The sequence below is a fragment of the Kribbella sp. NPDC056345 genome (genome assembly GCF_042262745.1).
Classification (GTDB): domain Bacteria; phylum Actinomycetota; class Actinomycetes; order Propionibacteriales; family Kribbellaceae; genus Kribbella.
Genome location: NZ_JBHJQQ010000007.1, coordinates 1 through 20,395, shown reverse-complemented (window position 1 = coordinate 20,395; position 20,395 = coordinate 1). Strand labels below are relative to the sequence as shown.

General features: G+C 68.2%; 20 protein-coding genes. 12 read left to right on the top strand and 8 right to left on the bottom strand.

Translation table 11 applies throughout. The annotated features are described in order from the left end of the window. The first annotated feature begins 5 nt into the window (after positions 1-5). The 5 genes from ACFCV3_RS24305 to ACFCV3_RS24285 all read left to right on the top strand — a co-directional run bounded on the left by ACFCV3_RS24305 (position 6) and on the right by ACFCV3_RS24285 (position 5,001). Positions 6-1,040: a hypothetical protein gene (locus ACFCV3_RS24305; RefSeq protein WP_376033379.1), complete on the top strand. Its 1,035-nt coding sequence runs from the start codon at positions 6-8 to the stop codon at positions 1,038-1,040. After that, positions 1,040-2,062: a hypothetical protein gene (locus tag ACFCV3_RS24300; protein ID WP_376033377.1), complete on the top strand. Its 1,023-nt coding sequence runs from the start codon at positions 1,040-1,042 to the stop codon at positions 2,060-2,062. Before ACFCV3_RS24305 ends, ACFCV3_RS24300 begins: the two co-directional genes overlap by 1 nt. Next, a complete protein-coding gene (locus ACFCV3_RS24295; protein WP_376033375.1) occupies positions 2,062-3,066 on the top strand; it encodes a hypothetical protein in 1,005 nt (334 codons plus the stop codon). The genes ACFCV3_RS24300 and ACFCV3_RS24295 overlap by 1 nt, the downstream gene beginning before the upstream one ends. Further along, the gene (locus tag ACFCV3_RS24290) at positions 3,066-4,100 is read left to right on the top strand and encodes a hypothetical protein (RefSeq protein WP_376033373.1); all 1,035 of its coding nucleotides are present in this window, start codon (positions 3,066-3,068) and stop codon (positions 4,098-4,100) included. Before ACFCV3_RS24295 ends, ACFCV3_RS24290 begins: the two co-directional genes overlap by 1 nt. Positions 4,101-4,176: 76 nt before the next feature. Beyond that, complete coding sequence (locus tag ACFCV3_RS24285) at positions 4,177-5,001, top strand: siderophore-interacting protein (RefSeq protein ID WP_376033371.1); 825 nt, start codon at positions 4,177-4,179, stop codon at positions 4,999-5,001. On the opposite strand, the gene ACFCV3_RS24280 is transcribed toward ACFCV3_RS24285, so the two are convergent. Then, on the bottom strand, positions 4,998-5,714 hold the full coding sequence (locus ACFCV3_RS24280) for a hypothetical protein (RefSeq protein WP_376033370.1): 717 nt from the start codon (positions 5,712-5,714) through the stop codon (positions 4,998-5,000). The genes ACFCV3_RS24285 and ACFCV3_RS24280 overlap by 4 nt on opposite strands. A 35-nt stretch (positions 5,715-5,749) precedes the next feature. Here ACFCV3_RS24280 and ACFCV3_RS24275 point away from each other — a divergent pair, with 35 nt between their 5' ends. From ACFCV3_RS24275 to ACFCV3_RS24255, 5 genes are all read left to right on the top strand, one after another. Next, entirely contained in the window at positions 5,750-6,646 is an 897-nt protein-coding gene (locus ACFCV3_RS24275) for an aminoglycoside phosphotransferase family protein (protein ID WP_376033368.1), read from the top strand. A gap of 12 nt (positions 6,647-6,658) precedes the next feature. Next, positions 6,659-7,117, top strand: a complete 459-nt coding sequence (locus ACFCV3_RS24270) for a group II truncated hemoglobin (protein WP_376033367.1) — start codon at positions 6,659-6,661, stop codon at positions 7,115-7,117. A 97-nt stretch (positions 7,118-7,214) separates the two neighbouring features. Then, entirely contained in the window at positions 7,215-8,315 is a 1,101-nt protein-coding gene (locus ACFCV3_RS24265; protein ID WP_376033365.1) for a glycine betaine/L-proline ABC transporter ATP-binding protein, read from the top strand. Between the two features lie 26 nt (positions 8,316-8,341). After that, positions 8,342-10,258, top strand: coding sequence for an ABC transporter permease subunit (locus ACFCV3_RS24260; protein ID WP_376033363.1), 1,917 nt, complete (start codon positions 8,342-8,344; stop codon positions 10,256-10,258). Then, a complete protein-coding gene (locus ACFCV3_RS24255; protein WP_376033361.1) occupies positions 10,255-11,214 on the top strand; it encodes an ABC transporter substrate-binding protein in 960 nt (319 codons plus the stop codon). Before ACFCV3_RS24260 ends, ACFCV3_RS24255 begins: the two co-directional genes overlap by 4 nt. A 140-nt stretch (positions 11,215-11,354) precedes the next feature. On the opposite strand, the gene ACFCV3_RS24250 is transcribed toward ACFCV3_RS24255, so the two are convergent. Next, positions 11,355-12,806 (bottom strand): FAD-binding protein, encoded by a 1,452-nt coding sequence (locus ACFCV3_RS24250; RefSeq protein WP_376033359.1) that lies wholly within the window; start codon positions 12,804-12,806, stop codon positions 11,355-11,357. Positions 12,807-12,876: 70 nt separating this feature from the next. Beyond that, positions 12,877-13,164, bottom strand: coding sequence for a hypothetical protein (locus ACFCV3_RS24245; RefSeq protein WP_376033357.1), 288 nt, complete (start codon positions 13,162-13,164; stop codon positions 12,877-12,879). Between the two features lie 131 nt (positions 13,165-13,295). On the opposite strand from ACFCV3_RS24245, the gene ACFCV3_RS24240 reads away from it, so the two are divergent. Continuing rightward, positions 13,296-13,892, top strand: coding sequence for a ParA family protein (locus ACFCV3_RS24240; RefSeq protein WP_376033355.1), 597 nt, complete (start codon positions 13,296-13,298; stop codon positions 13,890-13,892). A gap of 24 nt (positions 13,893-13,916) precedes the next feature. On the opposite strand, the gene ACFCV3_RS24235 is transcribed toward ACFCV3_RS24240, so the two are convergent. From ACFCV3_RS24235 to ACFCV3_RS24215, 5 genes are read right to left on the bottom strand one after another with little or no spacing between them, the layout of a single operon-like run. Next, entirely contained in the window at positions 13,917-15,128 is a 1,212-nt protein-coding gene (locus tag ACFCV3_RS24235; RefSeq protein WP_376033353.1) for an ROK family protein, read from the bottom strand. 19 nt (positions 15,129-15,147) lie between these two features. Then, entirely contained in the window at positions 15,148-15,990 is an 843-nt protein-coding gene (locus ACFCV3_RS24230; RefSeq protein WP_376033352.1) for an oxygenase MpaB family protein, read from the bottom strand. A 26-nt stretch (positions 15,991-16,016) separates the two neighbouring features. Beyond that, positions 16,017-17,666: a PHP domain-containing protein gene (locus ACFCV3_RS24225; protein WP_376033350.1), complete on the bottom strand. Its 1,650-nt coding sequence runs from the start codon at positions 17,664-17,666 to the stop codon at positions 16,017-16,019. Between the two features lie 33 nt (positions 17,667-17,699). Next, on the bottom strand, positions 17,700-18,272 hold the full coding sequence (locus ACFCV3_RS24220) for a GNAT family N-acetyltransferase (protein WP_376033348.1): 573 nt from the start codon (positions 18,270-18,272) through the stop codon (positions 17,700-17,702). A 25-nt stretch (positions 18,273-18,297) separates the two neighbouring features. After that, entirely contained in the window at positions 18,298-19,611 is a 1,314-nt protein-coding gene (locus ACFCV3_RS24215) for an XRE family transcriptional regulator (protein WP_132401297.1), read from the bottom strand. Between the two features lie 214 nt (positions 19,612-19,825). Here ACFCV3_RS24215 and ACFCV3_RS24210 point away from each other — a divergent pair, with 214 nt between their 5' ends. Further along, on the top strand, positions 19,826-20,011 hold the full coding sequence (locus ACFCV3_RS24210) for a hypothetical protein (protein WP_165952326.1): 186 nt from the start codon (positions 19,826-19,828) through the stop codon (positions 20,009-20,011). Positions 20,012-20,395 lie beyond the last annotated feature (384 nt).

Here is a 20,395-nt window from a genome sequence, read left to right as displayed (position 1 = left end):
GAGGCATGAAGAACCGACGCTTGCTTGCGGCGCTGTTCGCGACGCCGTTGACAGTTATGACACTTGGTACGGCGACGGTCGCGCAGGCGGCCGGCCCCGATCTGCAGGTCGAGTCGCTGGTGTTGAGCCGCGGGACCGTCGCGGTCTCGTCGCTCAACACCGTGCCGGTCACCATCACGATGGAGGGCTCGGCCAAGCCGAGCGACTTCGACACGTTCTACGTCGAGTTCAAGCGGTCCGCCGGCAGCGGTCCGGACGGCGAGTTGTACTCGATGCCGCTGAAGCTGATCAAGGGCACGCTCGACGACGGCACCTGGCAGGGTGTGGTGAACGTTCCCTCGACGGTCAACGGCACGATCAAGGCCACCCGGGTGATCGCGGGTGAGCACTACTACGGGTGCACGAACTGCGCCATCGACTACCCGGTCGCTGTCGACGGGCCGCCGCTGACGGTGAACGGGACGCACATCCCGAAGATCACCGGCACCGCGACGCCGGCGGTGGTACCGATCGGCAAGCCGGTCACCATCACCTGGCGGATCACCGACTCGCAGACGGGCAAGCCCTACGGCACCAGGATCAAGGCGCTCGTGGGACGGGAGAACACCTGTGTCGAAGGCTTCCTGGAGAACGTGCTCTCCGACACCAACGGCGTGGTGACGATCAAGAACAGCTCCAACTACGGGTGGTACTGCCTGGCTGTTCCGGGCAAACCGGCTCCCTTCGCCCACACGGCCATCTACCCGAAGAGCTCGACCACCGTCTCAGCCACGCCCTCGAAGACCAGTGCGCCGGTCGGCACGATCGTTCCGGTCAACGGCACCGCGCCGTACGCGGCCGGCTGCACCATCAACCTGCAGCGTCTGTACGGCGCCACCGCCTGGCGCACGGTCGGTACCGCGAAGGTCCGTACCAGTGCTCGCTTCACGCTGAACGCGCAGCCGTCGTACCGGGGCAACATCCCCTACCGGGCTCAGCTCCCGGCCTGCCACGACATCGTCGCAGCCACCAGCAAGGCGTTCACGATCCGGGGCATCTGATGCGAACACTCGCCGTGCTCCTGACTGCGCCGCTGCTGGGTGTGGCGCTGAGCAGTGCGCCGGTGGCGCAGGCCTCGCAGGTCAAGGTGACCGACGCGAAGGTGACCTTGAGCCGTACGACGGTCTCGGTGGCCTCGCTCAACACCGTGCCGGTCACCGTCACGGTCGAGGGGTCCGGGCACGGCGAGTCCGTCTATGTGCGCTTCAAGCGCCTCAGCGGCAGCGGTCCGGAGGACGAGTTCTTCTCGATGCCGCTGAAGCTCGTTGACGGAGACGGCTCGCCCGGTCTCTGGCGGGGCACGCTCAATGTGCCTTCCACAGCCGACGGCACCATCGAGCCGGATGCCGTCTACTCGGGCGAGTACATCTACGGAGCCGAACCAGGCGACCCGGATCCGGTCGTCAACGCGCCCACGCTGACCGTGAACGGTTTCCACGTCCCGAAGCTGACCGCGTTGATCACGCCGAAGGTCGTGCCGTACAACCAGCCGTGGACGATCCGCTACACCGTCACCGATTCGCAGACCGGCAAGCCCTACGGCGCCAAGCTGAAGGTATGGGTTCGTGAGGACAACCGCTGCGTCGAGAGCCTCGGTACCGAGACGAGCCTGACCGATGCCGGAGGCAACATCACCCTCAGGTACGCCGCTTCGCCGAACGGCGACTGGCTGCACTGCATGATGCTCCCGGGCAAACCCGCTCCGGTCGGCGGAATCGCCGCATTGGTGAAGCGCCCGGCCGCCATCTCGGCCACCCCGTCCCGAACGAGTGCACCGGTCGGAACCATCGTGCCGGTCAACGGCACCGTCACCAAGGGCGGCGGTTGCCCGGTCAACCTGCAGCGTCTGTACGGCGCCAGCGCGTGGCGCACGGTCGGCTCCGCGAAGGTCCGTGCCAGCGGCCGATTCACACTCAACGCGCAGCCGGCGTACAGGGGCAACATTCCGTACCGCGCACAGCTCCCGGCCTGCTACAACAAGGTCGCCGGCGTCAGTAAAACCTTCACCATCAAGGGGACCTGATGAAACGAACCGCAGCAACGCTCTCGGCCGGTGTCCTGCTCGGAGCGCTGGTCGTGCCGACCGCGGCCGCTGAGCCGGATCCGGATCTGGAACTCACCGGCGCGACGATGAACCAGACGAGCGTCGCGGTGAACGGCCTCGACACGGTGCCGGTCACCGTCACGGTGACGGGGAGCTTCAAGCAGAACCCGAAGCAGGAGCTCACCGCGGTTCTCCAGCCACAGGGCGCCCATGGGGAGAACCTCTTCGCGGCGCTCCCTTGGGTGTCCGGTACGGCTGAGCACTCCGTCTGGCGCGGTGTGGTGAACGTGCCGTCGATGGCGAACGGGCAGGAGTTGAAGCTCATCGGTGCGGTCCCGCAGACCTACGCGAGCTGGTTCTGGGTCCCGTGGGTGACCACGACACCGGTCGACGGCCCGAAGCTGACCGTGACAGGGACACACATCCCGAAGGTCGTCGGCGTCCAGGTCGAGAAGGCCGTGCCCTACAACGCCGCGTTCCACGTGAAGTGGACGATCACCGACAGCGCGACCGGCAAGCCCTACGGGACCCGCATCAAGATGGCCGCCGGTTCGGCCGAGTCCACCTGTTACGGCGGCGCCCCCGTGCTCACCGGCACGGACGGCACAGTCGTCACGACGGGCGGCGAGTTCGCCTGCCTGCACTTCCCGGGCAATCCCGCGCAGTACTACGGCGGGGTCGTGCGGCCGACCTACATCCGCACCGTCTCGGCCACGCCGTCGAAGACGAGCGCGAAGGTCGGGACCCTCGTCCCGGTCAACGGCGTCTCGGCCCACGCCAGCGGCTGCACGGTCAACCTGCAACGCCTGTACGGCGCCACCCAGTGGCGGACCGTCGGTTCGGCGAAGGTACGGGCCAGCGCTCGATTCACCTTGACCGCCCAGCCGCCGTACCGGGGCAAGATCCCGTACCGCGCACTGGTGCCGGCCTGCGGAGACTTCGCGGCCGGCTCGACCAAACCGTTCTACATCCAGGGAGTGTGATGAAGGCAGTCCGTGCAGTACTCGCGGTGTCGCTCGTCGGTGCGGCGTTCGGTGTCGCCCCGACCGCGCACGCCGAGCCCGGTGACGAGGTCACCGACGTCCGGCTGAGCCGGACCAGCGTGGCGGTGTCGTCGCTCAACACGGTGCCGGTCACCGTCGAGGTCGACGGGAAGTTCCCCGGGGAGAGCCCCGACCAGACCCTGCACGCGATCCTCGACCGTGTTGGCGGCACCGGGCATCTGGACGACCTCTACTCGGCCAGACTGACCCGGTACGAAGGCACGTCCGACAACGGCAAGTGGCGCGGCGTGCTGAAGGTACCGTCGACCGCCAACGGCACCTTCCAGGTCCGCTACGTGATGACCACCGGGGAGCTCTACGCAGAGATGGGCGACGAGCCGGCGGCCGTGGCGAACGGTCCCAAGCTCACCGTGACCGGCACCAACCAGCCACGGATCACCGTGAAACAGCTCAACGCGCCGAGCCCGGTCAGCAAGCCGTACACGTTCCGCTGGTCGGTGATCAACGGCCAGACCGGCAAGCCGTACGGCACCCGGATCAGGGTCACCCTCGATCAGGACACCGGGTGCAAGTTCGGCAGCCCGTCGACACTTCTCACCGACACGGCCGGCTACCTGACCCACACCTACGCGGCGGACAACATCGTCCCGCTCACCTGCCTGACGATCCCGGGCGGCGACCCGTTCCCGATCGCCCGCGGCTGGGGCTACCCCACGCGGATCCCCGCCGTCGGCGCGACTCCGGCCCGGACCAGCGCCCCGGTCGGCACGAAGGTCGCGGTCAACGGCAATGTCACCGGCAGCGCCGGCGCGTGCCCGATCCACCTGCAGCGGCTGTACGGAGCGAGCCAGTGGCGCACCGTCAATTCCGGGCAGGTCCGTCACGTCAGCTATCGGTACACGCTCACCGCGCAACCGGCGTACAGGGGGAACATTCCCTACCGGGTGCTGTTCCCGAAGTGCCACAGCCTGACGGCTGCCACCAGCAGGACGTTCACGATCCGCGGAACCTGAGGTTGTCTGCGGTTGGGGTGCGTGGGTTAGCCTGAGTTAGGTAGACCTAACTTCCGCTTGAGAGGACCGTGGTCCCGTGGCCAGCCCCGCACCCCGCCGCAACCGCACGTGTAAGCGGGCAGTGGTCCGTCGTTCCGAGCGGATCACTCCCCACATGATCAGAGTCGTGTTCACCGCCGACGACTTCGTCGACAACGGCACCAGCGACCACTACGTGAAGCTCCTGTTCGGCAAGGCCGGTGTCGAGTACCCGGAGCCGCTCGACATGGGCGTGATCCGGGAGACCCTCCCGTCCGAGCAGTGGCCGACGATGCGGACCTACACGGTGCGTGCCTTCGACGAGGCCACCAAGGAGCTCACGATCGACTTCGTCCACCACGGTGACGAGGGCATCGCGGGTCCGTGGGCCGCGGCGGCCCAGCCGGGTGACGTGGTTTGGTACAACGGCCCGGGCGGCGCCTACCTGCCCGACGCGGCGGCCGACTGGCACCTGCTGGTCGGCGACGAGAGCGCGCTGCCGGCCATCGGTGCCGCCATCGAGCAGCTGCCGCCGGGGGCCAAGGCGACCGTGTTCGTCGAGGTCGAGGACGAGACGGAAGAGCAGAAGTTCAGCGATGTCGACGTGACCTGGTTCCACCGCGCCTCTAGCAGTGGGGGGCGGGGTGACGGGCTGGTCGCGGCGGTCGAGGCGCTCACCTTCCCCGAAGGTGACGTACAGGCGTTTGTGCACGGCGAGGCCGGTTTCGTCTTCCGGATCCGCAAGCACCTCTTCGCCGACCGCGGTCTGAAGCGCGATCGCGTCTCGGTGTCCGGCTACTGGCGTGTCGGCAAGAACGAGGACGGCTGGCAGGCGGAGAAAGCCGAGACCGCGGCCAAGGAGCGCGCGGCGGCCGGCAACTAGGCCTTGGTACGGCGGCGGTCCAGCAGCTCGATCAGGATCGCCGCCTGGTTCGTCGGCAACACCCAGTCCTCACCGGACGCCTGCAGGATCACGGCCGGCCCGGGCGTGCCCACGATCGATAACGCGATCGGGAACTTCAGCCGCTCCGCGCCACTCAGCGACGCCTCGAACGTCCCGGTGATCGCGCTCAACGGGTACCGCCGCGACTGCTCCTCACCCCGCGCGGCCGGCGTACTGCGGATCTCGACACTGTCCGCACCGAGCAGGACCGTCGCGAGCGGCGTCCCGCGCAGCTGGAAGACCAGCTCGTACGGCGATTCCGCCAGCTCGGGCACGACCGGAACCAGCAGGGCCAGGTTCGCCCGCCTCGCTAGCAGCAACCCGGCCAGCAGTCCGACGATCGCGGCCGGAAGCGCGAGAATCGCCGGCCACCACACCCCGATCACCAGCGGATAAAGCGTCGCGACCAGCCCGGTCACCGCACCGAACAGCCCGCCGACCCCGGCCCACCACCGCGGCTGGTACCGATGCTTCGGCAGCAGGAACAGCCCCAGCCCGAGCATCGCAACCGGCACCACACACCCGATCCACGCTGCCGCCGGCCCCCGTGAACCCACCCATGCCACGATCGCCAGCAGCACCACGGGCAGCCCGACATAAACCAGGGCCACGATCCGCTGTACCCGCCGATGCCGGCGCTCCACCTCAGTCACGGGAAAGAACCTAGCGGTCCGCTAATTCCGAGCACGTGGACACCCCACCGCCTACCCTTCCAACCGTGATCGTGATTCCTGCGCAGCTGATCGAGTCGCACGAGGACGAGTCGCCGGAGTGGCTGGCCGCGCTGCCGGCGCAGCTCGACGAGTACCTGGAACGATGGAATCTCACCCGCACCGGCGACTTCCTCAACGGCGCCGCTTCCCTGATCGTCCCCGTAGCCCGGCTGGACGGCACGGCCGCGATGCTCAAGCTGCAACCGCGGAACGAAGAGAGCGAAGCCGAGGCACTCGCGCTGCGCACCTGGTCGCCCGACGACGTGGTCACCGTCCTCGAAGACGACCCGGCCACCTCCACCCTGCTGCTGGAGCGACTTCACCCAGAGACGCTGAACGCCGTACCCGATCATGTCGAGGCCACCCGCATCCTCGCCGAGTTGATGGCCCGCCTGAACCAGGTCCCCGCGCCACCTGAGGTCCGCAAACTTGCCGATATCGCCGCCGAGATGGTCGAGGACGCTGCCGACCTCGAGCTCGACTCTTCGGAGCAGCGACTGGTCAACCGGTACGCCGACCAGGTCCGCGAGCTGCTCCCGGAGCCGGGCGACCAGTTGCTGCACTGGGATCTGCATTACGGCAACGTGATGGCGTCGGACCGCCGACCGTGGCTCGTGATCGACCCGAAGCCGCTGGCCGGCGATCCGGCGTTCGAGCTGTTCCAGGCGCTCTCCAACCGCTGGGACGACCTTGTCGCCACCGGCAACCTCGAGCAGGCGATCCGCGACCGCTTCGACCTGATGGTCGAGATCACCGGCATCGACCGCGACCGGGCCCTCGGCTGGACCGCCGGCCGGGTCCTGCAGAACGTGATCTGGGCGGAAGAGTTCGACCCCACCCTGCTCACCATCGCCACGGCCCTGCGGTTGTGATTACATAATTACATGACGACTCCGACGCTCTACGAATGGGCCGGCGGCCACGAGGCGCTGCTCCGGTTGACCGAGGTGTTCTACGACCGGGTGCTCGAGGATCCGGTGCTCGCGCCGGTTTTCGCGCACATGAGTGACAAGCATCGTGAGCACGTGGCGCTGTGGCTCGGCGAGGTGTTTCGCGGGCACGACCGCTACACCGAGGAGCTCGGCGGTTACCCCGCGATGCTCTCGCACCACATCGGGCTCCAGCTCACCGAAGAGCAGCGCTCGCGCTGGGCCGCGCTGATCGCCGCGAGCGCGGATCCGGCCGGGCTGCCCGATGACCCCGAGTTCCGCTCGGCCTTCGTCGCGTACGTCGAGTGGGGCACCCGGATCGCCCTGGCCAACTCACAACCCGGCGCCACCCCACCACCGCAGGCCCCGGTCCCCCATTGGGGCTGGGGCGAAGCACCGCCGTACCAGCCTTAGGTGACGCGCTAGCTGACGAGACAAACACCCCAGGAGGACACCTCAGGACTGGTCGTTGGATACAGTCGCGGTTCACGACAAATCTCGGGAGGGACCCGTGACCGCTCAGCTCGAGTATCCCGAGATCGACGACGACAACGCTCTGTTGTCGATCCAAGGCCTGTGGAAGGTCTTCGGGCCGAAGGCCCAGCGCGTTCCCCGGCGACCGGAGCTGGCCTCGCTGGACCGCGCCGCGCTGGCTGCGAGGACCGGCTGTACGGCGGCGGTTCGCGACCTGAGCTTCAACGTGGCACCCGGCGAGGTGTTCGTGGTGATGGGGCTGTCCGGGTCGGGCAAGTCCACGCTGGTCCGCTGCCTGACGCGGTTGATCGAGCCGACCGCGGGCAGCCTGATCTTCGAGGGTGAGGACCTGCGCGCGGCCGACGAGAAGCGGTTGCGGGCGCTGCGCCGGAGCAAGTTCTCGATGGTCTTCCAGCACTTCGGCCTGCTGCCGCACCGCAAGGTGATCGACAACGTCTCCTACGGTCTCGAGGTCCGCGGCGAGAGCAAGCCCGATCGCCGCCGCCGGGCCCAGGAGGTCATCGACCTGGTCGGCCTGGCCGGCAACGAGCACAAGTACCCGGAGCAGCTGTCCGGTGGCATGCAGCAGCGCGTCGGCCTGGCCCGTGCGCTCGCCAACGACCCCGACGTACTGCTCTTCGACGAACCGTTCTCCGCGCTCGACCCGCTGATCCGCCGCGAGATGCAGAACGAGGTCGTCCGCCTGCACCGCGAGGTCGGCAAGACGATGGTCTTCGTCACCCATGACCTGTCCGAGGCACTCAAGCTCGGTGACCGGATCCTGCTGATGCGCGACGGCGCCGCGATCCAACTCGGTACCGGCGACGAGCTCGTGGGTGCACCGGCCGACGACTACGTGCGCGACTTCGTCCGCGACGTACCGCGGGCCGACGTACTGACCTTGCGCTGGATCGCGCGCTCCCCCCGCGACGGCGAACCGCTGGACGGTCCCGAGCTGGGCCCGGACACGCTGGTCCGCGAGGCGACCCGCCTGGTCCTGGAGTCCGACCGCCCGGTGAAGGTGGTCGATGGTGGGCAGTTGCTCGGCGTGATCGGGGACGAGGAGATCCTCGCCGTCGTCGCGGACCCCGCCGACTCGCACTGGTCCGCGCGTCCGTCCGACCGCCCCGCGTTCTGATGGCGGCGATTACCAGCGACGTGCAGGTGGAGGTACGTCGACCTCGGCGCAGCGTGATCATCGGCGTGCTGCTGGTTGTCTGGGTGGCGGCGTACTTCCTGCTCAGCGGGATCGACACCCTGCCGCTCGGTGGTCAGGAGACGACCGGATTCCACCGCTGGCTCACCGAGAACCGGGACTTCGTCGGCCAGGGCAACGTCTTCTTCGACGCGATCCGGACCGCGGTCGACCACCTGGTCGTCCTGCTGCAGGATTTGGTGTCGCAGCCGTCGTTCGGCCGCCCGGTACCGGTGGTCGGCTGGCTCGGGGTCGTCGCGATCTCGGCGTACCTGGCCTGGGCCTTCGGGAACTGGAAGGTCGCCCTGCTGACCGCGGCCGGGCTCGTGTTCGTCGGGCTGCAGGGGCTGTGGCAGGAGAGCATGGACACGCTCGCCCTGACCATCGCGGCCGTGCTGCTGTCACTGCTCGTCGCGATCCCGCTCGGCATCTGGGCCGGTCTGTCGAACCGTGCCTTCAAGGTCGCGACGCTCATCCTCGACCTGATGCAGACGTTGCCGACGTTCGTCTATCTCGCGCCGCTGACCCTGTTCTTCGCGATCGGCCCGGCCGCGGCCACGATCGCGACCCTGATCTACGCCGCGCCCCCGGCCGTCCGGCTGACCGCGCATGCGATTCGCTCGGTCCCACCCGAGAGCGTCGAGGCTTCCCGCTCACTCGGCTCGACCCGCGGTCAGACCCTGACCAAGGTGCTGCTGCCGATGTCGCGCAGTACGGTCGTCGTCGGTATCAACCAGACGATCATGGCCGCCCTGTCGATGGTCACCGTCGCCGCGCTGATCGACGCGCCGGGCCTCGGCCAGACCGTCCTCAAGGCGCTGCAGACGCTGGATGTCGGCGTCGCGTTCAACGCCGGCCTCGCGATCGTGGTGATCGCGATCGTCCTCGACCGGGTGACGACCGCGGCCGGCGACCGGCCCTGGCGGACAGCATCGGTCCGGCGGAAGGTCGTGCTCGGCGCGGGAGCGATCGGCGTACTGGTCGCGGTCTGGTTCTCACGCACCTACGTCTGGGCTGCGGAGTTTCCGTCTGAGGTAGGCGTTGGTTCGCGGATCGCTGTGATCGCTGCGGATGTGACTGCCTGGGTGCAGGACGTCTTCGGCGGCTTCACGTACGGCGTCCGGGACGCGGTCACCAAGGGGGTGCTGAACCCGCTGGAGGCGCTGCTCACCGGATCGCCATGGTGGTTGGTGGGCGCGGTCGTCGTCACGCTGGCCGCGATCCTCGGTCGCTGGAAGGCCGCCGTACCGGCCGTTGTCTGTATCGGACTGCTGGTCGCGACCGGGGTCTGGCAGGACAGCATGATCACGCTGGCCTCGACCCTGCTCGCCACGGTCGTCGTGGTCGCCGTCGGGCTCGCGCTGGGCGTCTGGGCCGGCCGCAACCGGCGGGTCGACCTGGTGATCCGGCCGATCCTCGACGCCGGGCAGACGATGCCGCCGTTCGTGTACCTGGTTCCGTTCCTGGCCCTGTTCGGCACCAGCCGGTTCACCGCGATCGCGGCCGCCGTCGTGTACGCCGTACCGGTCACGACGAAGATCGTTGCTGATGGCATCAAAGCGGTCCCGGTCGCAACTGTCGAGGCGGCCAACTCGGTAGGCTCCAGCAGCTGGCAGGTGATCAGCAAGGTGCAGCTGCCGGTCGCCCGGCGGGCGATCACGCTGGCCGTCAACCAGGGCCTGATCTACGTACTCGCCATGGTCGTTGTCGGCGGCCTGGTCGGCGCCGGCGCCCTCGGGTACGACGTCGCGGCCGGCTTCGCGCAGAGCGAGCTGTACGGCAAGGGCCTGGCGGCCGGGCTCGCGATCGTCCTACTCGGCGTACTGCTCGACCGCATCACGCAAGCCGCGGCACCCAAGCCGCACGGAAAAGGAGACAAGCAGTGAAGAAACTCCGGTACGCCGGTGTCCTGACGGCCGCCGCGGCACTGGCCCTGGCCGGCTGCGGCGGGGCGAAGGTCGGTGCGGATCCGAAGCCGTCCGCCGGTGGCAAGGAGTGCGGCAGCTTCAACCTGACCGTCAGCCCCTGGGTCGGCTACGAGGCGAACGCCGCCGTGGTCGCGTACGTTGCCACCAAGGACCTCGGCTGCAAGGTGGTGAAGAAGAACCTCAAGGAAGAGATCGCCTGGCAGGGCTTCGGCACCGGTGAGGTCGACGTGAACCTGGAGAACTGGGGCCACGAGGACCTGAAGAAGAAGTACATCGAGACCGACAAGGTCGCCGTCGAGGCCGGCTCCACCGGCGTCAACGGCGTGATCGGCTGGTACGTGCCGCCGTGGATGGCAGCCAAGTACCCCGACATCACCGACTGGAAGAACCTGAACAAGTACGCCGACCTGTTCAAGACCTCGGAGTCCGGCGGCAAGGGACAGCTGCTCGACGGCGACCCGTCGTACGTGACGAACGACGAGGCCCTGGTCAAGAACCTCAACCTGAACTACAAGGTCGTCCAGAGCGGCAGCGAGACCGCCCTGATCCAGGCCTTCCGCGACGCCGAGAAGACCAAGAAGCCGCTACTCGCCTACTTCTACGAGCCCCAGTGGTTCTTCAACGAACTGAAACTCGTCAAGGTCAACCTCCCCGCGTACAAGACCGGCTGCGACGCCGACCCGGCCAAGATCGCCTGTGACTACCCGCCGTACGACCTGGACAAGATCGTCTCCAAGAAGTTCGCCGACTCCGGCAGCCCGGCCTACGACCTGGTCAAGAACTTCAAGTGGACCAACGAAGACCAGAACGCCGTCGCCCGCATGATCGCCGTCGACAAACTCACCCCCGACGCAGCCGCCGAAAAATGGGTCACCGCCAACCGCGCCAAAGTAGACACCTGGCTCGGCAAGTAGCCAGCAGGCGGCGACGCGAACGACAGGTAGTAGTCGGCCGGCGGAACGTCATCCACGCTTGTGAGCAGCACCCAAGTTGTCTCACGAGGCACCACTACCTGTCCTTAGCGTCACACACGAATCGGCACAGCACTCTCGAGTTAGAAGATTCCTGGTCCTGGGGTCAGGATGCCGGCTGGGTCGTGTTTGCGTTTGAGGGCTTGTAGGTGTGGCCAGCGGTCGCCGTAGTGTTTTTGCCAGTCGGCCTTGGTGAAGGGGGTCGACTCGATGGGGTAGCGCGTGCCGCCGAGGGGGCGGGCTTGCTCGAAGAGGCGGTGGTTGCGCTTGAGCATCTCCTGCGCGAACTCCGGGCCGGCGCCCTTTGGGCCGGCGGTCATCAGGGTGAAGAGGTAGACCCAGTCGCTTCCGTCGGGTGCCGGGAGGCGCAATGAAGGGCGGGTCAGTTTGGTACGGCGGTGTGCGTAGAGCAGGACGAATCCGCCGTTGCCGACGTCGCGCGGGGTCAGTTTGCTGACTACCTCGGTGACGTACTGCTCGACCGAGCGCTCGGGGAGCCAGAGGGTCAGCCAGGGCTTGGGGAGGTTGTCCCAGTCGAGCGCTTCGCGGAGTTGCTCGACGGCTTCGTCGATCCGGGTGACGTGCGGGAGGAAGTCGTTCGTGCTGACCACGGCGTCGGCCGGGGGCTTGGTCAGGCCGCGGAGCAGGTGGGCGTCGGCCGGGGGCTTCGCGGTGGAGTGGAAGGTGAAGGCGTTGAGGTGGCTGACCTCGCCGTGCTCACCCGGACGCCACCAGTCGCCGTAGATCTCGCTGATCTCGGACCGTTTGATCAGGGTTTTGAAGTCTTGGAAGAAGTCCTTCGAGCTGGTGTAGGCGAGCTCGTGACCGCGGACCTTGGCGGGTGCCGGGCCGAGGCGGACGGTCGCCTTGGTGATGACGGCGTACTGACCGAGGCCGGCCAGGACCGCTTCGAACAGCTCGCGGTCCTGGGTCTTGGAGCAGCGCTTGAGTTCACCCGTGCCGGTGACAACCTCGAGCTCGAGCACACTGTCGATCTGACCGCCGGACTGGATCGCCGGCGGGATCCCGCCGAGTGACAGCGTCCCGCCGAAGGTCAGGCCGAGGAAGCCGGTCAGCGCGGGCGGGGTGAGCCCCTTGGCGTGCGCTACGTTCGTCAGCTGCAGCCAGTCGGCCCCGGCGTCCACGACCGCGCGATCCGCGTCGATCCGGTGAATCTTGCGCAGTGCCCGCATGTCGATGAGCAGCCCACTGACGAGCCCCTGGCCGTCCGTGGTGTTCGCCAGCCCGCGGGCCGCCACGCGCACCCGGTGCTTCACGCAGTACTTGATCATCGCCTGGATGTCCCGCACCGACCCCGGCACCAGCACCGCCTGTGGCACCTTCTGCACGTACCGCCCCGCGTCCTGCGACACGGCCTCGCGGCTCCCGGCATCCAGGAGCACCTCGCCGTCCAGCGGTGGCAACGGCTCCACGTTGTCACCTTCGGAGGTCGCCCAGGACCGCCGTACCGGGTCGAATCCAGTCACCAAGATCCCGAGTCCAACAGCTCCGAGCAGTGCCCGCCGAGTCCCCATCCACGCCTCCTGCCGATCCACCCCGCCACGCTAACCGGTGATCAGCTCAGCACACCCGGTGACCGCGTGGCTAGCCGATCATCTGATCCGCGACGAACTGACTCCAGGCCACCGGATCCGGATTCCCCGGTTCGGCGAACCAGCCGTCGACCACCTGGCGGGCGGCATTCGCCGGCAGGTGCAGCTGGCTGTGCACCACCTCTTGCCAGGTCGCGCCGGACAAGCCGTAGGTCTCGTTGAGTTTCGGCGCCATCCGTTCCAGGGACTCGGCGGTGGCTGGGTCGAGCTCACCGATCAGCGACAGCACGTAGCTGTCGACGAGCTTCAGGAAGGGGCGTCCGGCGTACCGATCGGGCACGGTTGGCTCCTCGGTGACAGGTTGAAGTTGGGTTGAGCTTGTTCAAGGGGGCCGGGGGCAATTATCACGGGTCTGTGGGGCAACGCCGACGACACGCCGGATTTTCGGCGAAACACGGTAGCGTCGGTCCCATGATCATCGTGACAGCTGCACTGAAGGGCGGGGTCGGGAAGACAACCACGTCGGTGTACTTGGCCGCGCTGGCATCTTCCAACCGTCGCACAGCCACTCTCGTCGACGCGGATCCACAAGGCAGTGCTGCCGATTGGATCGATGCCTCGGACGACGCGAACCTGCACCGGATCGAGATTTCGGAGGCGCCGACGGAGCGGCTGCTGACCAAGGCGCTGGACAAGGTGCCACCGGAGGGGATCGGCATCGTCGACATGCCGCCGTCCCACGAGCGACTGCTGAACAAGGCCCTCGAGCGGGCCCGGATCGTGGTCATCCCGACCCGCGTCGGCGGCGTCGAGACACCCCGGGTGAAGGCGGTGCTCGAACTGGTGCCGGACGGCGTTCCGTCCGGTGTGGTGATCTGCTCGGCGCGGACCTACACCCGCGCCTACCAGGACCTGATGGAGCAGTACGCCAAGGAGGGCATCCCGGTCTGGGGTTCCATCCCCGAGCGGGTCTCCATCACCGCCGGCCCCGACGGCCCCCTCGCCGCCGACGGCCTAGAGGCCTACAAGAAGGTCTGGCGCAAAATCCTCGCCGCCGCCCGCACTTAGACGCATCGCGTGGTGAGCCCGCACTCAACGGTGGAGTGGGGGCTCACCGCGGACGTAGGCGCGGATGACGGTGGCCGCGGCGCCGCGGGCCCAGTCGTCGAAGGTGTGCGAGCGCAGCATCAGGCGGCAGTCACCGGCCGCTCCGAAGGCGTGCTCGCCGAAGGCCTGGCGCATCCGGTCCTCGTACAGGTCGTACTCCGCCACGCCCTCGCCCGCGATCACCACGAGCTCGGGGCCGACCAGGTTGACCATTGCGGCCAGGGCCGATCCGATCACCTCACCAGCCCGGTCGAACGCGGCGCGGGCGTGCTCGTCACCCTCGTGCGCGAGGTTGATCGCTCCGGCCAGGTCCAGCTTCGGCTGCTTGGTGGTCGCCCGGATCCGGGTCAGGATCGCGTCCGACGACGCCACGGTCTCGACACAACCCCGCCGGCCGCAGGTGCAGACCAGGTCACCCGGGGCGAGCGGCAAGTGCCCGAGCTCGCCGGAGACGCCGTACGCGCCGGAGACGACCTCGCCGTTGATGTAGAGCCCACAGCCGATCCCGGAACCGATCGTCACCACCGCGAACGAGTCGGCATCCACACCAACCCCGAACCAGTGCTCGGCCACAGTCAGCGCGCGGACGTCGTTCGTCACGACGATCGGAAGCTTGAGCCGGCGCCCGAGCAGCTCGGCCAGCGGTACGTCGCGCCACCCCATGAACGGCGAATCGCGGACCACGCCGTGCCGCCCGTCGACATCACCCGAGACGGCCACGCCGATACCGATCACCGGCCCGACCACCTCGGTCCCGGACTTCAGGGTGCCGATCAGCTCCTTGGCCAGGTCGGCCAGCTGCTCGATCACGTTCTTCGGGTCGGTGGTGTCCAGCGGCCGGTGGCAGACCTTCCGGATCCCGGCGGTGAAGCCTGTGGTCACGCCGATCAGATCGGTCGGTGTCACCTTCAGCCCGATCACCGAGACACTGCGCGGTACGACGGTCAGCGGGCTCACCGGCCGTCCGATACCGACCATCCCGTTGGGACTGTCCAGCTCGGCCGGCGCGGCCGCCTGGTCGGTGACGAACCCGGCCTCGATCAGCGGCGCGACCGCCTTGGTGACGGCGGCCTGTGAGAGTCCGGTACGCCGTGCGATCTCCACTCGCGGGATCGGACCCTGGGTCAGAATCCTGGTCAGCACCTCGACTCCCGCGGGCGTTGCCAGCGGGAGGGGGCGATGTGGACGCAGCGGCACGAGAACAACCTACCGGCGGTTAGACCTTTACGTCGGTTTCTCCCAACGTCGGAGACGTCAAAGCCCATCGGATCGTCCGGGTGAGGCCGTCACCGGCCGCGCGGACCAGAGTTTGTTCTGTCAAAGGGAAGTAGGGCAGGCGGAGCGGCCAGCGCGCCCACCACGGCAGCAGGCTGACCGCGGCCGCGGTGAGGACGCCGTACGCCGGTCGCGCGGCCCAGGGCACTGGTGGGTGCACGAGGATGAAGCGGGCTGCCTGCCGCGCCTCGGTCGTGCCACGGAGTTCGGGCTGGTACGTCGCGAGTGTCCGGCGCAGCTCGGCCACAGTGGTCGGCGGGTCGATCACTCCGAGCTTGCCGGCCACCAGTGCGGACTGTTCGACGTACTCGTCCTGCTCGGCCGCGTTGAGCGGGTTGGCGCCGTACGTCTGGTGGGCGGTGAGGAAGCTGTCCACCTCCGCGACGTGCACCCACTTCAACAGGTGTGGATCGGAGGCCCGGTAGTTCGCTCCGCGAACCCGCTCATGGACCGACCGCACCCGTGCGATCGCCGCCTCCGCGTCCGGGACAGCACCGTACGTCGTGATGGCGAGGAAGTAGCTGGTCCGCTGCAACCGCCCCCACGGGTCTCCGCGGTACCCGGAGTGCGCCGAGACTGCAGCCATCGCGAGCGGATGCAGCGACTGCAGCAGCAGTGCGCGCAGACCGCCCGCGAACATCGACGCATCTCCGTGGACCCGCTGGATCGGGCTGCCGGGTGCGAACCAGCGCGGACCGGGTGTCTTGTGCACCCGGTCGCGCTCAGTCTGTGGGTCCGGCCCCGCGACCTTCGTCAGGATCATCCGGGCCAGCTGGTCTCTCATACAGCCAGTCTGCCCACCACTCCAAGCTAAACAACGTCAACGAAAATCGGGTTGGTGTAAAGCCAGGTGTCGAGCCACGGGTCGCCGTCGTTCGTCGGGTGCTGGATCGGGCCGGCCGGGTCGATGCTGCTGCCCAGGTACCCGACGCCGTGCCGGTTGCCGTCACTGCCCCGCACCCGGACGTAGTGCGAGCGCTCGGCCCGTCCCAGCGGGATGCACAGGTCGTAGGTCCCGGTACGGCGGTGTACGTCGACCTGCTCGACCACTCTGGTGTCAGGTGCCTTCCAGGTGTCCCGGTCGGCGACCGGACCGGTCACCGCTCCGCGGATCACGTCCACATGCGCGAGCCGCGGCAGTACGCCGTGGAAGTTCGGCCGGGTCGCACTGGTCACGGTGATCCGCAGCTCGAGCCGCTCGTGCCGCCGTACCCGCAGGCGTCCGCCGAGCGTCACCCCGCGCTGCCGGGAGCCCACAGGAGCGACCCGTACGTCGATGCCGTCGACCAGCTGACCGTGGTCGACCCACACGCGGCCGGCGCGCAGTGCGGCCATCACCTCGAGGTAGCCGTACCGGGAGACGCCCACGTGGGTCCGGCTGAACTGGCCCGGCCAGAAGTCGCTGCCGGCCTGCGGGGTGTCCGTGTTGGTCGGTGAGGGCTTCCAGCCGAGACTGTCGAAGTTCTGGCCCGGTGGGAAGACACCGTCGGTCCAGGTGTCCCAGATGGTCCGGTGGTTGTCGCTGTTCGAGGTGATCGAGAACAGGCGGCCCTCGGCCAGCATGCTGTCCCACAGTCCGCCGACAGTCGCGGTGGCCCAGTCGAAACCGCCGTACGTGCGGTATGCGTCGAGCGGGTAGCCGGGGAAGCTCGCAGCGCTCGGGGCGTTCACGTACTCGCCGCGCTGCGCGTTCGTGGCACCGCGGAACTTCACCCAGGCCGGCTCCGCGTCGCCCTGCGAGCCCGGAGCGCCCTCCATGCCGATGCAGACCCCGGTGTCGCGCCAACCGCGGATCTCGTGCGGCGCGTCGATCCCGAGCCGCAGCGGGTGGTTCGCGAGCACCAGTACGTCGTCGACGTACCCACTGCGCTTCTGAGCGGCCAGCCACTGCAGGCCCTTGATCGCGTGCTGTTCGTTCTCCGGAGTATTGCCCGAGCGGTTCGTGAGCTTGCCGTCGTACTCGCGCTCGAACTGCTGCAGCAGGGCGACGTTGTTCGGCCCCGGAGCGACCAGGAGAGTGCCGTGCTCGGCCGCCGGGATGTACCACTCCAGGCCCTGGAAGATCAGCATCCGCGGGTTCTCGGCCCGCGCCTTCACGACCTCGGCGTTCTCGGCCGCTGCGCCCTTGTCGGCGTGCCCGAAGTTGCTGTGCTCGGTGAACGCCATCCAGTCCAGCCCGAACTGCGCCCCACGCTGTGCCAGCTGCGTGAAGTCGTACTTCGCGTCGTGGCTGTAGCGGCTGTGCACATGGTGGTCACCGACCAGGTAGACCAGCTCCGGGTCACTGTGGGACGACGGCGTGGTGGTGGCGGCCGCTTCCGCCACCCCGGTAGCGCTCATGGCGAACCCGGCACCTAGAAGTCCGGCGCCCCGGATCAGGTTCCGTCGGGACACGCCCTGCGGATCCAGGGTCGCTTCCGGTACGTCGGTGTCCGCCCACTCGGGGAGTTGCTGCTGCATAGGCGACACCCTGCAGGTCAGGACAAAATGCCGTCAAGGCTCCAGATGACGCGGCGATGAACGATCGGCGTACTCGTCCTCGAGGATCGAGTAGAGCAAGGAATCCCGCCAGCCACCGTTGGTGAACACATGGTCACGCAGGTGACCTTCGTAGCTGAAACCGATCCGCTTGACGACCGCGATCGAGGCCGCGTTCTCCGGGCCGATCGCCGCGGTCACCCGGTGCACGCGCAGGGTGCCGAAGGCGAAGCGCAGCATCACCTTGGCGGCGTCGGTCGCGTACCCGCGACCCCAGTGGTCGGCGTGTACGCCGTACCCGAGCTTCGCCGACCAGGGACCGCTCGCCGGAATACCGGGTGCGATCCGGGCGAAGCCGATCATGTGGTCGTCGTCCCGGCGGGTGACGGCGAGCATGTAGTCGGGGCGGTCGTCCCGGGCCGAGCGCTCGAGGATGCCGTTCAGCACCTCGGTCGCCTTGGTCCGGTCGTAGCTGTCGAACGCCATCCAGTTGCTGACCCGGTCGTCACCGAACACGGACAGGTAGTCGTCGAGATCGCTCGCACGGAAGTCGCGCAGTACGGTCAGCTCGCCGCTGAGAGGCTCCATGGGGCGATTGTGGAAGCCGCCGGGGTCAGCGGTTCAGGGTCTGCATCGGGGTCCGGGTGAACGTTTCGATCTCTTCCTGGAGCTCACGGGCGTCGTCGGCGCGACCGGACTGGCGCAGCGCCTGGTGAACCCGGCGGGCCGAGTGCACGACACCGTTGATCCGGCGCTCGGTCGGCAGGTCCAGGACTGGAGCGATGGCGTCGGCCGCTCCGTCCAGCTCACCGGTGGCGATCCGGCTGATCGCCATCGCGGCGTGGCTGCCGGCGGCGTCGCCGAAGGCCCACTCCGGGTGGTTCTGGTCGGCGTAGGCGTCGACGGCCTGCCGCGAGTACCGCTCGGCCTGCTCGCCTTCACCCGGAAGCCACGCCAGCGCGTCGGCCGCGTAGTACAGCTGGCGGTTGCGCCCGAAGGTGCACAGACCGCCCATGTCGTCGAGGTCGTCGTTCTGAACGTTGTCCCAGGCGTCCTCGGCGCGCTCCAGCGCGGCCCGGGTGGCCTCCGGGTTGCCGAGCGCGGCCCAGGCGCGGGCCTCGCTGACCGGGAGCCAGACGCTGGTGGTGCTGTTGGCCTGCTCGGCATAGCCGGCGCCGAGCTGGGCGTAGCGGACGGAGTCGTGCGGGTTGCCCGCCCAGTACGAGACGAGGGACTGCAGGCCGCGCACCCAGGCGCGCAGGCCGTGGTGGTCGGCGTTGTCGGCACACAGGAACGCGGTCCGCGCCTGCGTCAGTGCCGCATGCGGGTTCCCGAGGTCGTGCGAGGCCTTGGCGAGCAGACCACCGGTCACCCCGCCGAGGAAGTAGAGCTGCCGCAGGTGCTCCGGGCGTTGCCGGCTCTCCAGCAGGGCGAAGACCAGGTCCTGGGTCTCCACCAGCTGACCGAGGATCTCCGGCAGCGGGCGCTGTGGGTAGGCCTTCGCGACGTGGCGAACGTCGTCGTACACCTGTTCCATGGCCTCGCTTCCGAGACCGGACTGGGCCGCAAGGGCAAATGCCCTCGCTCGGCTGGCAGCCATGTCGAGAACCTCCATCTCGTTACCTGTCGTGATCCGTCCACCCGTGGCAGCGACCGGCACCATCTGCCCGCCCGCGTGTTGCGGAGCCACCTGCTCGGGGACGTACGGCGCGAGAAGCTCCTCGACCGGCTTTCCGAACATGCGTTGCAGGGTGCGCCGGGTCTGTGGAGTGGTTCCTGCCCGCTCGCCCGATGCGAGACGCCGCAGGTGCCGCTCGGTGATGGTTCCACCCAGCTCGACGAACTCGGCGACGATCTCGGAGTAGGTCTGGTTCCGGCGCTGGATCAAGTGCGCCAGGACCGTCTTAGGCGCCAACCTCGCCGCCATCGTTCCTCCCGTTCACGTCAGAACAGACGTTGTCTCGACTCATGCCCCACGACAAGGTGCTGTCCTCCAGATGTCCGCCAGAGGTCCGGAAGAGGTCCGGCAAAGGTCCTCTTCAGGTCCTAGAGCGGTCACGTTGGGCTCGTGCACCATTACTGCCATGACAACCAGTAAGTCCAACTGGTTGCAAGGGCTGAGAGTTACGGGGTGAGAGGCAGTGAGCATCGCGGAAATGACGGCGCGACAGCATCGTCGCCGGGTTCGGGTCTGGTTCGGCGAGCATGTGATCGCCCAGTACGTCGCGGAAGCGCCCCTGGCGGCCCGCTACGAGCAGGCGATGCGGCGCCGTTTCGCCGGCCTGAAGGTCACCAACGACCTGCTCGGACCGCTCGACAGCAACTGATTCAAACAGTCGATTGAAGCTTCCGGGTCCTCCTCAGACTCGGTGTGCTGCACCCTGGAGTCTCCTCACGTTCAGGGTTCAGCTTTCTGGAAGGTTCGGGACCCTCCTCAGTCCCGAACGAAACCCAGGTGCGGTCCGGGGCACTCCTCAGCCCCGGACCGCACCGCCCGAAGCCCGGCTGGGCCTGGCGGCTGAGTTCCCTGTATCGCCGCCGCCCAGCCGTTCCAACCACCACCTCCTGGCCGACACCTCGGGCCAGGCCGGGGCTTGGTGTCCTGGGCGGTAGGACACCACCGGTGGTTCCTGACACCTCACCAGGAACCACCCCCCGAGGTGGCCGGCTCCGCTGGTGGTCCGCCGCGGCGGGGCGGGGCCACACCCTGT

Bases quoted from the DNA above. Each gene is read 5' to 3' on its own strand.
- ACFCV3_RS24305 (WP_376033379.1), top strand. From the start codon at position 6: ATGAAGAACCGACGCTTGCTTGCGGCGCTGTTCGCGACGCCGTTGACA.
- ACFCV3_RS24300 (WP_376033377.1), top strand. From the start codon at position 1,040: ATGCGAACACTCGCCGTGCTCCTGACTGCGCCGCTGCTGGGTGTGGCG.
- ACFCV3_RS24295 (WP_376033375.1), top strand. From the start codon at position 2,062: ATGAAACGAACCGCAGCAACGCTCTCGGCCGGTGTCCTGCTCGGAGCG.
- ACFCV3_RS24290 (WP_376033373.1), top strand. From the start codon at position 3,066: ATGAAGGCAGTCCGTGCAGTACTCGCGGTGTCGCTCGTCGGTGCGGCG.
- ACFCV3_RS24270 (WP_376033367.1), top strand. From the start codon at position 6,659: ATGACGACTCCGACGCTCTACGAATGGGCCGGCGGCCACGAGGCGCTG.
- ACFCV3_RS24250 (WP_376033359.1), bottom strand. From the start codon at position 12,806: ATGGGGACTCGGCGGGCACTGCTCGGAGCTGTTGGACTCGGGATCTTG.
- ACFCV3_RS24240 (WP_376033355.1), top strand. From the start codon at position 13,296: ATGATCATCGTGACAGCTGCACTGAAGGGCGGGGTCGGGAAGACAACC.
- ACFCV3_RS24230 (WP_376033352.1), bottom strand. From the start codon at position 15,990: ATGAGAGACCAGCTGGCCCGGATGATCCTGACGAAGGTCGCGGGGCCG.
- ACFCV3_RS24225 (WP_376033350.1), bottom strand. From the start codon at position 17,666: ATGCAGCAGCAACTCCCCGAGTGGGCGGACACCGACGTACCGGAAGCG.
- ACFCV3_RS24220 (WP_376033348.1), bottom strand. From the start codon at position 18,272: ATGGAGCCTCTCAGCGGCGAGCTGACCGTACTGCGCGACTTCCGTGCG.
- ACFCV3_RS24215 (WP_132401297.1), bottom strand. From the start codon at position 19,611: ATGGCGGCGAGGTTGGCGCCTAAGACGGTCCTGGCGCACTTGATCCAG.